This is a genomic window from Arcanobacterium hippocoleae (genome assembly GCF_040360365.1).
Classification (GTDB): domain Bacteria; phylum Actinomycetota; class Actinomycetes; order Actinomycetales; family Actinomycetaceae; genus Arcanobacterium_A; species Arcanobacterium_A hippocoleae_A.
The window spans coordinates 2,297,871-2,311,714 of sequence record NZ_CP136412.1 but is presented as its reverse complement, the minus strand read 5'-3'; the positions used below and the strand labels follow the sequence as shown (position 1 = coordinate 2,311,714).

Here is a 13,844-nt window from a genome sequence, read left to right as displayed (position 1 = left end):
ATCCGATTAGTTTCAAAATCCGATATCTCACATCGGCATATTTCCGTGACGGTAGCCGCATTTACGTTTTGAACGCAGATTCGCAAGTGATTTCGCAATAATCTCACGGGTCCGAGAAGGGGAATAATTCCATCTACCTCCCCACGCGCTACAGAAAGATACGGATTCACATTTTCCCGGCGATATTTCTCGCAAAGCACCGTCCGCACCTGATCTTCATTTCCTTCCGCCCGCGCTGCAGCAAGATCACGGCGATGTACGATTGCGACGGCACCCTCAGCGCCAAGCACCGCAATTTCTGCCCCCGGCCAGGCATACACAAAATCTCCGCCAAGAGATTTTGAACCCATAACGATATACGCCCCGCCGTACGCCTTACGTAAAATAACTGTCACCAACGGCACGCTTGCCGTGGAATACGCCCAAATCATTTTCGCCCCGCGGCGAATAATCCCCGCATGTTCCTGCTCAGCTCCCGGACGGTATCCCGGCACATCCACAAGCGTCACCACAGGTAAACCAAATGCGTCGCACATCTGCACAAAACGCGCCGCTTTCTCCGAAGCATCCACATCAAGCGTGCCCGCATCAAACAGCGGCTGATTCGCCACAATTCCCACACTCTGCCCATTAATGCAAGCAAAACCGACAAGCACGTTCCGCGCGAAATGCTCCTGTACCTGCACAAACTCTCCGTAGTCCACAATTTCCTCAACCACAGCCGCCATATCATAAGGCTGACGCGAAGACTCCGGAACCAGCCGATCAAGACCGGCACATTGCAGTTTTCCAGATTCGGAAAAATCCTCATCATACTCATAAATCGGTACATCCTGATTCGAGTTTGCCGGCAGATACGAAAGCAGCGTCTTTGTATAATCAATTGCATCTGCTTCATCATCTGCAAGATAGTGCGCCACGCCCGATTGAAAATTATGCACATCTGCTCCGCCTAAATCAGCAAAACTTACTTCCTCGCCCGTGGTCGAACGCACCACATCCGGCCCGGTGACGAACATATGCGAATTATCACGGGTCATAATCACGAAATCGGTAAGTGCCGGACTATAAACTGCACCGCCGGCACACGGTCCCAAAATCAGTGAAATCTGCGGAATCTTCCCTGAAGCTTGGCATGTACGCTTAAAAATTCGCCCATACTGCCCAAGCGCCACCACACCTTCTTGAATCCGCGCACCGCCCGAATCCATGATTCCAATCACCGGAATCTGCAATTCGAGCGCCTTATCAATGACGGCAATAATTTTATTCCCCTCAGCTTCGCCAAGAGTACCGCCGGCAACGGAAAAATCCTGTACATAGATTGCCACCTGCCGCCCATGCACCCGCCCAATTCCGGTAACCACGCCAGCTCCGGTAAAACCATGCCCGATATTACCGCCGGCAAAACGCCCAATCTCCTGGAAGCTGCCTTCATCTGCCAGTTCCGCAATACGTTCGCGCGCAGTCTGTTTTCCTTTCGGATGCTGACGAGTACGCGCCTTTTCCTCCGCAGATTTAATAACGCTAAGCTCAAAAGCATGGAACTTTTCACGGTCAATCACATTTGAACTCTGGTCAATAGTAAAATACTCACTCGGCAGCTGCGCCTGACCGCCGGTGCCGCACCCGCTTCCAGGCACCGATACCGGCGCCGACTGCAGCGAATTCGCCGCTGATTTGTTTGTCTTCTCCTGCATTATGCCTCCGCAATCTGTGCAATCAATGCGCCCGGACTCACATTTTCTCCATCACGTACTGCAACTTCTGCCACCACTCCGTCACAGGGCGCATACACATAACTCTCCATTTTCATTGACTCCAACACCACGAGCAGATCTCCTTCTTTTACCTGCGCACCAGCGGAAGTGCACACTTTCAGCACAAGCGCCTGAATCGGAGAGGTAACACTGCCGTCACGTTCCTGCTGTGTTTGTTCCTGCATAATCCGTTTCGAGCGGCGCAGCGGCTGAGCGGGAAGCGTGTGCCGACGCTGCGCGGCAATCAATTCTTTTGGAATAGTTATTGTGCCGCGTTTGCCGTCGATTTCAATTGTGAAAGTGTGATTCTCTGCAGCATTTGCCAGCAGCTGGGCCGCGTCAGCGGAGCCGCCCGCGCTGCAGTTTGCATATCGGCACTGCCGTTATTTGCTTGCCCGCTCCACTTTGGAAGGAATTCCGTTTCCAGCCAGCGGGTAGAAAACATTCCCGACATGAATTCTGGTGTCTCCAAAATTGCTGCATACAGCGGAACCGGAGTCGAAATTCCCGAAATATTAAATTCACGCAAGGCGCGCTTTGCACGCGCAATTGCTTCACTGCGGCTTGCTGCTGTCACAATAATTTTCGCGACCATCGAATCAAATTCAGTGCCGACGGCATCTCCCTCACGAATCGCAGTATCGACCCGCACCCCGTTCCCAAGCGGCCAGGAAAGATGGGTGATTACGCCGGCCGTCGGCATCATATTCGCATCTGGATTCTCACTGGTAATACGTAATTCAATACTGTGCCCGCGTGTTTGCGGGATTTCCGAAAGTTTCCCGCCCGCAGCGATTTCGAGCTGGGCACGCACCAAATCCGCACCCGTTATTTCTTCCGAAACGGTGTGTTCTACTTGCAAACGCGGATTAACTTCCAGGAAATAAACCGCACCATTCTCATAAAGAAACTCACAGGTACCCGCCCCTACGAATCCGACAGCTGCAAAAAGTTTCCGTGAGTTTTCCACAAGTTCAGTTTCGATTTTTGCCGGCAGATTAAAAGCCGGCGCTTCCTCAATTAGTTTCTGGTTCCGTCGCTGCAGTGAACAATCACGAGTTGAAACAACGGTAAAATTTCCGTACGAATCACGCAGACATTGAGTTTCAACGTGCCGTGCCTGTTCAAGGAATTTCTCTACGATTACACCTTGCACGGGTGCGGTGTTGAGTTGGAAATATTCGGTCAGCCCGCGTTCGTCGTGAATTATCTTGATTCCGTGTCCGCCGCCGCCGTCAACTTTTTTATTACGACGGGGTATCCGTGCACGGCAATGAATTCTTCTACATTCGCGTTAGTCAGTTCAGCATGTTCGCAACCGGGAACCGGATTCACGTTTACACTTGCAGCTACTGCACGGGCGCTTGCTTTATCGCCGAGCGCTTTCAACGCACTGGATTCCGGACCAACCCATATCAGACCAGCGTTCTGCACTGCCTGCGCAAATTCAGCAGATTCAGATAGGAAACCGTATCCGGGATGAATCGCCGTCGCACCTGCACGTTTTGCAATTGCGAGGAAAGCATCACCGTCCATGAATGCATTCGCGTTTTCTCCAAGCGCGTATGCTTCGTCGGCGAGCAGCACGTACTGTGCATCACGCTCAAAATCGCAGTATCCCACGACACTTGCAATCCCCAGGTCACGGCATGTGCGAATAATCCGCACCGCGATTTCTCCACGATTTGCAATTAAAAGCTTCATTTTTCATCCTTCTGCTTCTTATCTTCTTTTTCGCGATTTCTTGATTTTTCGCATTGTTTTTAAGTCTGAGAAGTTTTTGCCGGCAGCTGCCCGCTTTTGCTCTTGTTTGCTTTGGTTTTGCAAACTGCCGGTGTTTGCTGCGGTTTTACGATTTGTTTACTGTGCTCGGGCGGTGCCGTCGATTGGGATACCGGATTCGTTAAGGTCGGTTTCAGCGAGTGCGGCACGGGCCATGTCGGTGTGTGTAAATATTTGGCTGCCGATGATGAGCGATCCGTCGTCAGTAATACCGCGGACGGTTCCTGAAATTTGTTTATCTCCGACGGCATACACCCGTTCTTGACCGATATCGATACAGTGCGGTTTGAGCAGGGCAAGCATTGCATTGCTTTCGAGTGCAAGATATTTTTTAGTTCACGCACGAAGATTACGGCAAGATTTTCGCGTGTACTTTCGAAATCACTGACAGCGTCAGGAGCGATTGCTGCAAGTGAAGTTGCTTTGGGAAGCAGTTCGTTTTTGGTCTGGCAGATGTTTATTCCTACTCCGATTGCGCCGAAAAGTTGGCCGCTGCGTTCGCCAAATACTTCGCCGAGAATTCCAGCGATTTTTCTCCCTGCGGGTTTACTACGTCGTTAGGCCATTTCACGAGGATTTGTTTCGACGGCACTATTTGTGCGCAAGCTTCACGGGCGGCAAGTGCGCCGGCAAGTGCTGCCCAACCGTATTTGCGTGAGCTAAGCGGAACGAGTATGGAAAGCAGGAGCGAGGTTTTTGCGGATGCTTGCCAGGTGCGCAGATAACGGCCGCGGCCATGTTCTTGAAAATCTGTGAGACAGACTGCGAATTGCGGAAGTTCACGCCACTGATTGTGCAAATAGTCTTGGGTTGAGGTTAGACTTTCGATGTATGCAACGGATGCAGTTTCGTTTCGCAGAAGCTTGAATTGCTTGGTTTTTCCCATGTATTTCGCCGTTTCTTCGCAAATGAACAAGAAAATGGAGCGCGCTCCGTTTTCTCTAGCCTAACATCGCCGTACGCTTATTCGTCAACCGCTTTCAAACCCGGCAGCAATTTTGTGACGCTTCACATCTGCGAAAAATGAAAAAATATGAGGTGCACAACAATAAAAACAGAATCTTCGCACCTAAAACACACACAGCAAACCACAGAATATCTGCTAATCTGCTAGCAAAAACAGATACAGAAAACGTCAGCACCGCCGATTCAACACACCCGTCGGAAATAAATTACGCACTGGCGAACCGGAAAATCCTGTGCAACACTTGCTACCAACGGTTCGCCCGTCTGCATCGACCCCCGTCAACCAGGAGTCACCCCGCATACCGAACCGCAAAATACGTCAGCCAACACCACTTAGGAAAGTTCAAATGACGATGCAAAAAGGTTTCGCTTCCCCATCCGCGTTAACAAAACTTCGGATTGCAAGCTGGGCGCCGCTTCGCGAAGCAGCAGCAAGTGCCGCAATCGTTGCATTGCTTGCACAAATCGTGATTCCGCTCAAACCAATTCCGGTTACCGGCCAGACTTTAGCCGTCGTACTTGTCGGCTTGCTTGCACATCACAAATCAGCTGCTGGCGGGCTTGCAATTTACGCATCCCTTGCAGCCCTCGGCGCCCCAATCCTCTCCGGCGGCACTTCCGGAATCGGTGCTTCTTTCGGATTCGTACTCGGATTTATTGCTGCAGCTTACACCGTATCCCGACTCACAGCGAAAGGTCTGCATGGGTGGCGCGCAATCGCCATCCCAGCTATCGGTCTTGCAATACCGTATCTTCCCGGCCTAATTTGGCTCGGCGGTTTCCTTGCATCGAACGGAATGTTCAGCTTCAGCACTCTGCTCACAGCAGGTGTAACGCCATTCCTCATTGGCGATGCAATTAAATTAGCGATTGCAAGCTCTTTCGCACTGTTGATTGCAGATAAATCACCTGAGTCTGCCGCGTAAGATTACCAGACCTCAGGCGAACCGCACTTAAATTCACCGCAAAGCAAAGGCTAGCAGATTGCAGAAAACATCCAGCCTGCTAGCCTTTTCCAATTCCCCAAAACGCAAACTCACAGATTACAAACTCACAGATTGCAAATTCATTCCGAAAGCAAATCGACGTATTCGTCTTCCATTTCCCCGTGCGCAGCTTCCCAAACTTCTTTCGCCGCACGCAAATTAATCAATGCCACAATTACGCCGACGGCCGCGTCGAAGTAAAACGTCGCAGTTGCAGCAGTTACCAAACCGGTAGCAATAATCAAAATACTAGCAATCGCATCATTTCGCGCCGCAAGCCAGGCAGCACGCAGCAAAGTTCCCGAACCGCGGCGATATGCCGCAAGCATTGCCGCACATAAGAGATTCACAGCAAGCGCGGCAATTGCCGTAACCGTAATCGCTGTACCAGACGGCAAACTCGGCGCAATGAGCTTTTGAATCGCAGTCACGATTGCCGCAGCTGCCGGAAGTAAAATAATCCCGGAAAGAATAATCGCGACCGTCTTTCGACGGCGGGCCGTCCAACCAAGAGCAAGCATTACCAGAGCCGCAATTGCTCCGTCTTCAAAGAAATCAACCGAATCAGCGAAAAGCGAAACCGAACCGGCGAAAATTGCCGCACACATTTCAGTGATGAAAAATAACGCATTAATCGCTGCAACAAGCCAAAGTACAAGACGAATTGACATCAAGTTCCTTCCAGATTAAGCCGAAAAAGCTCTGCTGCAAAGTAATAAAAAGGTAACAAAGCCCGATTTACCACACTGGAAAATTAAAATTCCTGCAGCAGCTGCCGCCTGCATAGTTACCGCATATTTCCGGCACAGCCAACAAATGAAGAATACCGCAGCTGCGCTAATTGCTCACATTTAAACGAATCAACAATACACTTTTACTCACTTTTTACTTTACTGGGTGATATTGCATACTCTAAAAACACTTGATACCAACCATTAACCTATCGCAGAATATTCCATAGTTCGAATATTTTTCTGAAAATAATATGTTTAAGCTGCATATATCAACAAAAACCGAAAACTAATTTTCAGTACCACGATTTCGTGAGCATCTCAGCTTTTCACGAACCGCATATTAAGTAAAGGGATAGTAATGGACGCAATCACAGCATGGCTAAGCAGTATTAATGACTGGATTTACGGCTGGTTTCTCATCAGCTTACTTACCGGCGCCGGCATCTACTTTACAATCCGCACCCGCGGCCTGCAGTTCCGCCATTTCCGGCGAATGTTTTCAATGCTGAAGGCATCGCGCCGTTCCGCAGATCAAGACGGCGGAATATCAGCTTTCCAAGCTTTCGCAGTCGGTCTCGCGGCGCGCGTCGGAACCGGAAATATTGCCGGTGTGGCTGTTGCGATAACGACGGGCGGCGCAGGATCAGTCTTTTGGATGTGGCTGGTTGCAATCATCGGGATGGCAACTGCGTTTATCGAAGCAACGCTTGCCCAAATTTTTAAAATGCCCTGGCGCGACGGAACTTTCCGCGGCGGTCCGGCGTTCTATATTTGGCGCGGTTTACGCTCTTGGAAGTGGGGCGCTGTATTTGCTGCCGCCCTTATTTTCACTTACGGAATTGCTTTTGAAATGGTGCAGGCAAATACAATTGCGGTCACGATTGAGCATTATTATTCCATCCCGCTGTGGGTTACTTCTCTAATAATTACGGCTTTTGCTGCGGCTGCAATCTTGGGCGGAATGCGTTCTGTGGCGAAAGTGACTGAGTGGATGGCTCCGAGCATGGCGGTGCTTTATATCGCGATTGCATTTGGGGTAATTGTTGTGAATTATGATCAGATTGATGATGTTTTTGGCGCGATTTTTGCGTCTGCTTTTGGTTTCCGGCAAGCAGCCGGCGGGATTGCCGGCGGGATTATTGCTGCGCTCCTGAATGGCGTGAAACGCGGTCTTTATTCGAATGAAGCCGGGATGGGTTCTGCTCCTAACGCAGCTTCTACGGCAACTACGATTCATCCGGCGCGGCAGGGTCTGATTCAGAGCTTCGGCGTGTTTGTGGACACAATTATTGTTTGCAGCGCAACCGCGTTTATTATTCTTTCTTCCGGTATTTATACGCCGGGTCAAGATGTGGAGAGCTCGACGCTGACGGCTGCTTCGGCAACTGATTCGCTTGGCGGCTGGGTGCTGCCAATTATGGTGCTGCTGATTGTTGTTTTTGCTTTCTCCACACTTATTGGAAACTACGCATATGCTGAAGTGAATATGGATTATCTGACCGCAAATAAACACGCACTTACCGGGTTGAAGATAGCGGTTCTTGTGTCGATTTTTGTTGGCGGATTGGCTGAAATTAAATTCGTCTGGACTTTCGCCGATACTTCCATGTTTTTTATGACTGCAATCAATCTTGTGGCAATTCTGCTGCTCGGGAAGTGGGCTTTTGCGGCGCTCAAGGATTTTGAAGCTAATCCCGACGGCCGTTTTACAGCTTTGGGAAATAAATATTTACCAGGCGAACTCGAAACCGAAATTTGGGTCGAGAATAGTTTTCCGGCCACGCGCAGTAAACATTAATCGCCGGCTAATCACCGGCTATTTACCGCAGAAAATATGATTCGGGATGTGAATTTTGCAGAGTTTTCCGCAAATTTATATCCCTTAAACTGCCCGCGATAAGCTGCCCGTGAACTGTGTCCAACAGCAAAATAATGCGTTATATGCTTTACCCATGAACGAATTAAATGTGTTAATTGACCCGTTTTGGCAGTTTGATATCAATATTCCTGGTGTCCGTATTACCCGCTGGGATTTGACGGGTGAAGCGCCGCATCAGGCAGATATTGTGGTCACAGGGCACTGGAGTCCGAAGAATGCCGTTGCGCAGGCGGCTGCAGCTGGGGCAAAGCTGCTGCAAATTAGTTCGATCGGATTCGATGCTTTGCATCCGGATGTACCGTCTGGTTTGCAGGTGGCGAATGCGGCAACAGTGCACGAGACGGCAACTTCTGAAGCTGTGCTTACTGCTCTTCTTGCAGTTATCCGTGATATTCCGCAGCTTGTGCGGGATATGGATTCCCGGAAGTGGAATAATTTTTACAGTACCGGCTTGGCGGATAAGAAGATTTTGCTGATTGGTGTCGGCGGTGTGGGGCAGGCAGTTCGCCGCCGTCTTGAGCCGTTTGAGGTTGAGCTGACTTTCGCTGCTTCTCGTGAACGCGATGAAGAGTATGGTCATGTTTATGCTCTTGATCAGGTTGATCAGTTTCTTTCCGAACAGGATGCGGTGATTGTGGTGATTCCCGCAAATGAGCAGACTAATAATTTTATTGATGCCGATTTCTTAAGCAAGATGAAAGACGGAGCGGTGTTGTTGAATGCCGGGCGCGGTTCACTTGCCGATATGGACGCGCTAACAGCTGCGGGGAAGCGTTTAAAGATTGTGCTTGATGTGGCAAATCCCGAACCGCTTCCTGCAGCGCACCCGATTTGGGAAGTTGCCGCGCTGATTACTGCGCATAATGGCGGAAATACTGCCGCAATGCATCCGCGGATGAAAGCTTTGCTTGAGCGCCAAATTAATCATGCGCTTTCCGGGAAGCATTTGAAAATATTGTGCTTGGAAATTGATTTTCCGCACCGCAGTTTTAATGGCTGGTTTTTGGTTCTGCCTGCTGGAATCAGATTTTCCTATTGGAATAAAATTTAACTGTTAATCGTTTTGCGCAGTGTAAACCGCGCCCGTCATGTTATAGCGGATCATGTCATAGCGACGGGCCGCAAACTCTAATTTTTGAAGGATTCTTATGACGTTCTCCCCCGCTGCTCTCGATACCGCCCATGCCGATATTGTTGTTGTCGGCTTTGGGAAGGCTGGAAAAACGCTTGCCGCAAAATTTGCAAAAGCTGGAAAGAAAGTGGTGCTTGTTGAGAAGGATTCCGGCATGTTTGGCGGCACGTGCATAAATATTGGCTGCGTCCCCACGAAAACTTTGCTTCACGATGCCGTGCGCGGGCGCGGCGGCGCATTTAGCAGCACAGATTTTTATGCGAAAGCAATTGCGCGTAAACGGACGCTTCGCGAGAAGATGAATGCCGCAAATCTTGCAATGTTGGAAAATCCTGGTGTGCTGGTGGTGGTGGCGCATGCGGAGTTTGTCGGTGAACGGAAGCTGCGGCTTACTGCCGGAAATGAAACGCTTGAATTGACTGGCGATAAAATTATTGTTGGCACCGGGGCGGCTGCCGTCGTTCCGGAAATTGCCGGTTTGCCTGCGAATCCGCTTGCGGATCCGCGTGTTTTTACTTCTACGGAGTTGATTGATAAGGCGGATCTTCCGAAACGGCTCGCAATTATTGGCGCTGGTTATATTACGCTTGAGCTGGCAAATATTTATGCCCAGTTCGGGTCGCAGGTCACGGTTTATAATCGTGACGAGCTGCTTCTCCCCGTGAATCTGCTGTAACTCGGGAGGCTGTGGAAAAGATTCTTCGCGATACCGGCATTATTTTCCTGCATGGAACTTCAGTTACTGAAGTCGAAGCTCCCGCAGATACAGCCGCTCCGCTGATTCTGCATGCAAATGGCGTATCGCGTGAAGCTGACGCATTGCTCATCGCGGTTGGCCGTAAGCCGAATATCGACGGGCTTGGGCTTGCACGGGCTGGGATTGCGGTCGCGAATGGCGCAATCGTCACCGATGAGTTTCTTCGTACGAGTGCCGAAAATGTGTGGGCTGTCGGAGATGTAAAAGGCGGACTTCAGCATACTTATATTTCTTTTGACGATCATCGGATTATTGCTGATCAGCTGCTTGCAGGTAAGGGCACCGACGGTCGTTCGCTGAAAAATCGCGGCGTGGTTCCCGCAACTACTTTTATCACTCCGCCGCTTTCCCGTGCTGGTCTTACTGCCGATGAGGCCCGTGCGCAGGCGGATGCGAACGGTTGGGAAGTTGGCGTAGCTTATCGTGAGGTGGCTGCGCTTGCGGCAATGCCGCGGGCGAAAGCGGTTGCTGATACTCGCGGGTTTATGGAAGTTGTGGTTGACAAGAAGAGCGGGCAGATTCTTGGCGCGACGCTTCTGTGTATTGATTCGCAGGAAGTGATTAATCTGATTACGCTCGCAATGGATCATAAAATCACGTACACCGCGCTTCGGGATCGTATTTATACGCATCCGTCGACGGCAGAGGCGCTGAACGAATTACTTGCGGATATCTAGGGCGGATGCCGCGAGCAGTTTTCCCGCGTGATGCCTAGAGTCTGTTTGTATCCGAGGTTTGTTTGAACATCGGTTTCGAAAGCGCAGCAGAAAGTAAAGATTCCCTCCAGGCTGTAAATTGCGGTGCGGAGGGGATTTTTGCGTGTTTACTGAATTTTCTGCATCCGGTTGTTTTCCGGTTTTTTGATATTTGCTGGCGTATTTTTTTGCGTATTTATTTTCGTATTTGCTGGCGTATTTTTTGCGTATTTATTTTCGTATTTGCTGGCGTATTTGCTTGCGTATTTGCACCGGATTTTTCCGGCAATAATTTGTCTGGAAAATAATCCCGCTTGCTTTAAATCTGCCGAAAGATCTGCTTGCAGGCATTTTTCCTGTTTGCAGGCATTTTCCTGCTTTCACGCCGCCGCAGTTACGATTCGGCTGAAATAATTTGCATCTGAAAACATTGTACTAATACAATATTTGTATTAGTACAAACAGATTGGATTTTCCATGGAGGGCTTCATTCTCCGACTTGTGTTTATCGGAATCGGATTGGTTGCCGGGATAATCGCTTATTTCGGCTACGGCGCTGATGGCGGAAAGAGCCGTCTGGAAGGATTAAAAGACCGCACTGCTCCCCGCGGCGCATTGCCATTACCGCAGATGACTCCAGAGTTTGAGCAGCGCTATTTCCGTCGGATTGCGCATGAAAAAGAGGGGTGCTTGCAAGTATTTTTGCGGCACTCTCACTTTCACAGTCGGCAGAACCAGCACGTTTACTTTTGGGTATATTTTCCTGCTCATTCTGGCCTGCCGCGGAATAGCGAATATGGCAGACCGTACCAACGAGTTAAAAATTTCGGCATATTCTGCTCCGAGATATGCCCGCGGACGCAAGACGTCCTTAACTGATTACATTCCGCTTTGGGCACTAGTCCCGAGTATGCTGATTAGTATTGCAGCATTCGGTGTTATCTTTTTATCACCGCTGAATATACTTTTACGTCGTGGCGTCCATACGTAGTTCTTCCAATTACGATCGGAATTTTTAGTACATGTTGGTATGGAGCGGCACGGATTGCATCTCAGCCGATTTACGCAAATTCCGAGGCAGATTTACGGTGGGAGGATCAGCTAATTTCCGAAGACGTGTTCAATATGCTGTCGGCAAGCACAGTTATTCCGTTCATCTTGATCTACGGTTTATATCCGGAAGATCAGTTTGGATTACGGATTATCCTGGTATTTTTCGGAGCATATATCACAGCAGTTACGCTGCTCGGAATTGCCGCATATACCGCGCAGCGCCGGCTTTGGCCTGATTGCAGATATCAAGGAGCGGCACGGCAATGATTGTTATCGATCCAAGCCTTCCTTCTCCGCCGTACGAGCAGCTGAAACAGCAAATTATTGCGACCCAAAAAAGCGGAAATTTTCCGACGGGATACCGTCTCCCGTCCGTCCGCCACCTCGCACTGGAGTTAGGGATTGCTCCGGGAACCGTCGCCCGTGCCTATAAGGATTTGGAAAGTGCGGGAATTATTGAGACGCGCGGACGTCATGGCACGTATCTGCGTTCTTTGCAGGAAACGCGCAGTATATCAGAAAATTCGCCGGAATCACTTGCCCGGAAATTTGCAGCAGCTGCCCGGACTGCCGGGCTTGGTACAGAGCAGGCGTTAGAACTGATTCTGAAAATGTTAACTGATGAAACAAACAGCTAATCGCCCTCGGTACCCTGTAAGCAGCAAAAAGGTTTGACTGACTCACTTAAACACATCAAACAAACCGACTTTTCAAATTTTGTTTATGCCGTGAATGCCGGCTACATAACTGATGGCAAAATGCTTATGAGTCCACGTAAGTGATGGCAAAATTCCAGCAATCGCACGTAGCTGGCGGCATAATCCATATTTTTCAACGTAACTGGTGGTAAAATGCTTACGGGCCTACGTAACTGGTGGCAAAATGCTTATGGTTTTACATAACGACGGGAGAACCGTCGTCACCATGAGCTTGTGACCAGCACAAACACAAACACTTCCGACGGCAGTAATCACAGCCTAAGTTCCCGCCGCCACTTACGTAAAATTTTCTTCTTTTTGCCACCAGTTACGCAGTATTGGCATATCCGTCGTTAAATTTACGTAACAAACCCGACTTCTCGCGCCTTCTTGAAATGCTCGCTGCGAAAATCTAAAGATTCCTGATTCGAATCCCGCATAGCTTCAGCCTGGTTCTCAATCTATTCCATTTCACCGTCATCAGATATCAAGCCGAAATAAACCCAGATAAAATAAATCGCGACAAACTGAGCGACAATAAACTAAGCGACGATAAAAACTCACCCGAATACTGCGCTTGCTTTCAGTACCTCAAAACCAGGTTTAGCTAAGCAAATCCTTGTATTCCGGATGCTTTTCAATATAGGATCTGACAAATGGGCAGAGGGGCCGCACCTGATATCCGCCTTCTGCCCGCACTGTATCAAGTGCCGTTTTAATCAGCTGCGAACCGACGCCTTTCCCCTCGTAGTCAGGGCTAACTTCGGTGTGCGTAAACGAAATTTTTTCCGCACTCTTCAGATACTCAGCAAGCCCAATCAGCGCAGAACCGTCATAAATTTCGAAACGACGCGCGTCTGTATTTTCACGAACCGTATATGCTGTACTCATTTTTATTTCTCCAAATTGGCACGTTCAATAATGAGCGCTTTCGACGGGCAGTTACTAACGAGATCGACAAGCCTTTCTGCGCCGGAAATCGACGTATCTGCGTCTGCGTTAATCCATGGGCGTGCTTTTAGATTAAAACTTCTGGGAGTCCGCGAACGCAAACTCCGGAGTGCTGGCAAATATCGAGGTCAAACGAGATGTCAACTCGTTCTCCGGTATAAAGTTTCCTAGTCATACCTCCACCCTACTCCGGCATATCCAATGTGTCGAATTGTAAAATATTCAATTAATTCCGATTGTCTGCGCTGCCCAATCACACCCTGATTGAGCAGCATTTCTTCAATTTGGCCGACTGCGAAAGCGATAAGCAGATTTAAAACTGCTTGGTACTTCATCCGCACCGCAAACACCGCAAACAGCGAAAACACGATAAACACCGCAAACACCAGAAACACGAAACACAACAAACACCAGAAACACCGCAATCGCGGAAATCCTTCATACCGGCCGC

16 protein-coding genes and 2 pseudogenes are annotated in these 13,844 nt (G+C 49.5%); 8 read left to right on the top strand and 10 right to left on the bottom strand.

The genetic code is table 11. The features are described 5' to 3' along the window. Positions 1–27: 27 nt before the first annotated feature. The 6 genes and pseudogenes from RQN30_RS11810 to RQN30_RS11785 form a co-directional block, all read right to left on the bottom strand. A pseudogene (locus tag RQN30_RS11810) lies at positions 28–1,700 on the bottom strand (acyl-CoA carboxylase subunit beta). Beyond that, entirely contained in the window at positions 1,700–2,008 is a 309-nt protein-coding gene (locus tag RQN30_RS11805) for an acyl-CoA carboxylase biotin carboxyl carrier protein subunit (RefSeq protein ID WP_353060643.1), read from the bottom strand. Before RQN30_RS11805 ends, RQN30_RS11810 begins: the two are co-directional and overlap by 1 nt. A 14-nt stretch (positions 2,009–2,022) precedes the next feature. After that, complete coding sequence (locus tag RQN30_RS11800; RefSeq protein WP_353061854.1) at positions 2,023–2,967, bottom strand: ATP-binding protein; 945 nt, start codon at positions 2,965–2,967, stop codon at positions 2,023–2,025. Next, positions 2,967–3,464 (bottom strand): biotin carboxylase N-terminal domain-containing protein, encoded by a 498-nt coding sequence (locus tag RQN30_RS11795; protein ID WP_353060642.1) that lies wholly within the window; start codon positions 3,462–3,464, stop codon positions 2,967–2,969. The genes RQN30_RS11800 and RQN30_RS11795 overlap by 1 nt, the downstream gene beginning before the upstream one ends. 156 nt (positions 3,465–3,620) lie before the next feature. Beyond that, a complete protein-coding gene (locus tag RQN30_RS11790; protein ID WP_353060641.1) occupies positions 3,621–3,845 on the bottom strand; it encodes a hypothetical protein in 225 nt (74 codons plus the stop codon). Between the two features lie 160 nt (positions 3,846–4,005). Further along, complete coding sequence (locus tag RQN30_RS11785) at positions 4,006–4,428, bottom strand: lipoate--protein ligase family protein (protein WP_353060640.1); 423 nt, start codon at positions 4,426–4,428, stop codon at positions 4,006–4,008. 427 nt (positions 4,429–4,855) lie between these two features. On the opposite strand from RQN30_RS11785, the gene RQN30_RS11780 reads away from it, so the two are divergent. Further along, positions 4,856–5,434: a biotin transporter BioY gene (locus RQN30_RS11780; protein ID WP_353060639.1), complete on the top strand. Its 579-nt coding sequence runs from the start codon at positions 4,856–4,858 to the stop codon at positions 5,432–5,434. Between the two features lie 140 nt (positions 5,435–5,574). Here the strand turns inward: RQN30_RS11780 and RQN30_RS11775 are convergent, their stop codons facing one another. After that, positions 5,575–6,165, bottom strand: coding sequence for a cation efflux transmembrane domain-containing protein (locus RQN30_RS11775; protein WP_353060638.1), 591 nt, complete (start codon positions 6,163–6,165; stop codon positions 5,575–5,577). A gap of 421 nt (positions 6,166–6,586) precedes the next feature. Between RQN30_RS11775 and RQN30_RS11770 the strand changes: the two genes are divergently transcribed. The 7 genes from RQN30_RS11770 to RQN30_RS11740 all read left to right on the top strand — a co-directional run bounded on the left by RQN30_RS11770 (position 6,587) and on the right by RQN30_RS11740 (position 12,382). Further along, positions 6,587–8,026 carry an alanine/glycine:cation symporter family protein gene (locus RQN30_RS11770; RefSeq protein ID WP_353060637.1) on the top strand — a complete coding sequence of 480 codons (1,440 nt, stop codon included), beginning with the start codon at positions 6,587–6,589 and terminating at the stop codon, positions 8,024–8,026. A gap of 154 nt (positions 8,027–8,180) precedes the next feature. Continuing rightward, entirely contained in the window at positions 8,181–9,158 is a 978-nt protein-coding gene (locus RQN30_RS11765; RefSeq protein ID WP_353060636.1) for an NAD(P)-dependent oxidoreductase, read from the top strand. A 97-nt stretch (positions 9,159–9,255) separates the two neighbouring features. Further along, positions 9,256–9,915 carry an FAD-dependent oxidoreductase gene (locus tag RQN30_RS11760; protein ID WP_353060635.1) on the top strand — a complete coding sequence of 220 codons (660 nt, stop codon included), beginning with the start codon at positions 9,256–9,258 and terminating at the stop codon, positions 9,913–9,915. 11 nt (positions 9,916–9,926) lie between these two features. Continuing rightward, on the top strand, positions 9,927–10,673 hold the full coding sequence (locus tag RQN30_RS11755; RefSeq protein WP_353060634.1) for an oxidoreductase dimerization domain-containing protein: 747 nt from the start codon (positions 9,927–9,929) through the stop codon (positions 10,671–10,673). A gap of 495 nt (positions 10,674–11,168) precedes the next feature. Then, positions 11,169–11,570 carry a hypothetical protein gene (locus RQN30_RS11750; RefSeq protein WP_353060633.1) on the top strand — a complete coding sequence of 134 codons (402 nt, stop codon included), beginning with the start codon at positions 11,169–11,171 and terminating at the stop codon, positions 11,568–11,570. Positions 11,571–11,816: 246 nt separating this feature from the next. Continuing rightward, complete coding sequence (locus tag RQN30_RS11745; RefSeq protein WP_353060632.1) at positions 11,817–12,011, top strand: hypothetical protein; 195 nt, start codon at positions 11,817–11,819, stop codon at positions 12,009–12,011. Continuing rightward, positions 12,008–12,382: a GntR family transcriptional regulator gene (locus RQN30_RS11740; RefSeq protein WP_353060631.1), complete on the top strand. Its 375-nt coding sequence runs from the start codon at positions 12,008–12,010 to the stop codon at positions 12,380–12,382. Before RQN30_RS11745 ends, RQN30_RS11740 begins: the two co-directional genes overlap by 4 nt. A gap of 663 nt (positions 12,383–13,045) precedes the next feature. On the opposite strand, the gene RQN30_RS11735 is transcribed toward RQN30_RS11740, so the two are convergent. From RQN30_RS11735 to RQN30_RS11725, 3 genes and pseudogenes are all read right to left on the bottom strand, one after another. After that, positions 13,046–13,333 (bottom strand): GNAT family N-acetyltransferase, encoded by a 288-nt coding sequence (locus tag RQN30_RS11735; protein WP_353060630.1) that lies wholly within the window; start codon positions 13,331–13,333, stop codon positions 13,046–13,048. Between the two features lie 2 nt (positions 13,334–13,335). Next, a pseudogene (locus RQN30_RS11730) lies at positions 13,336–13,568 on the bottom strand ((4Fe-4S)-binding protein). Further along, positions 13,561–13,728, bottom strand: a complete 168-nt coding sequence (locus tag RQN30_RS11725; RefSeq protein ID WP_353060629.1) for a hypothetical protein — start codon at positions 13,726–13,728, stop codon at positions 13,561–13,563. Before RQN30_RS11725 ends, RQN30_RS11730 begins: the two are co-directional and overlap by 8 nt. Positions 13,729–13,844: the final 116 nt, after the last annotated feature.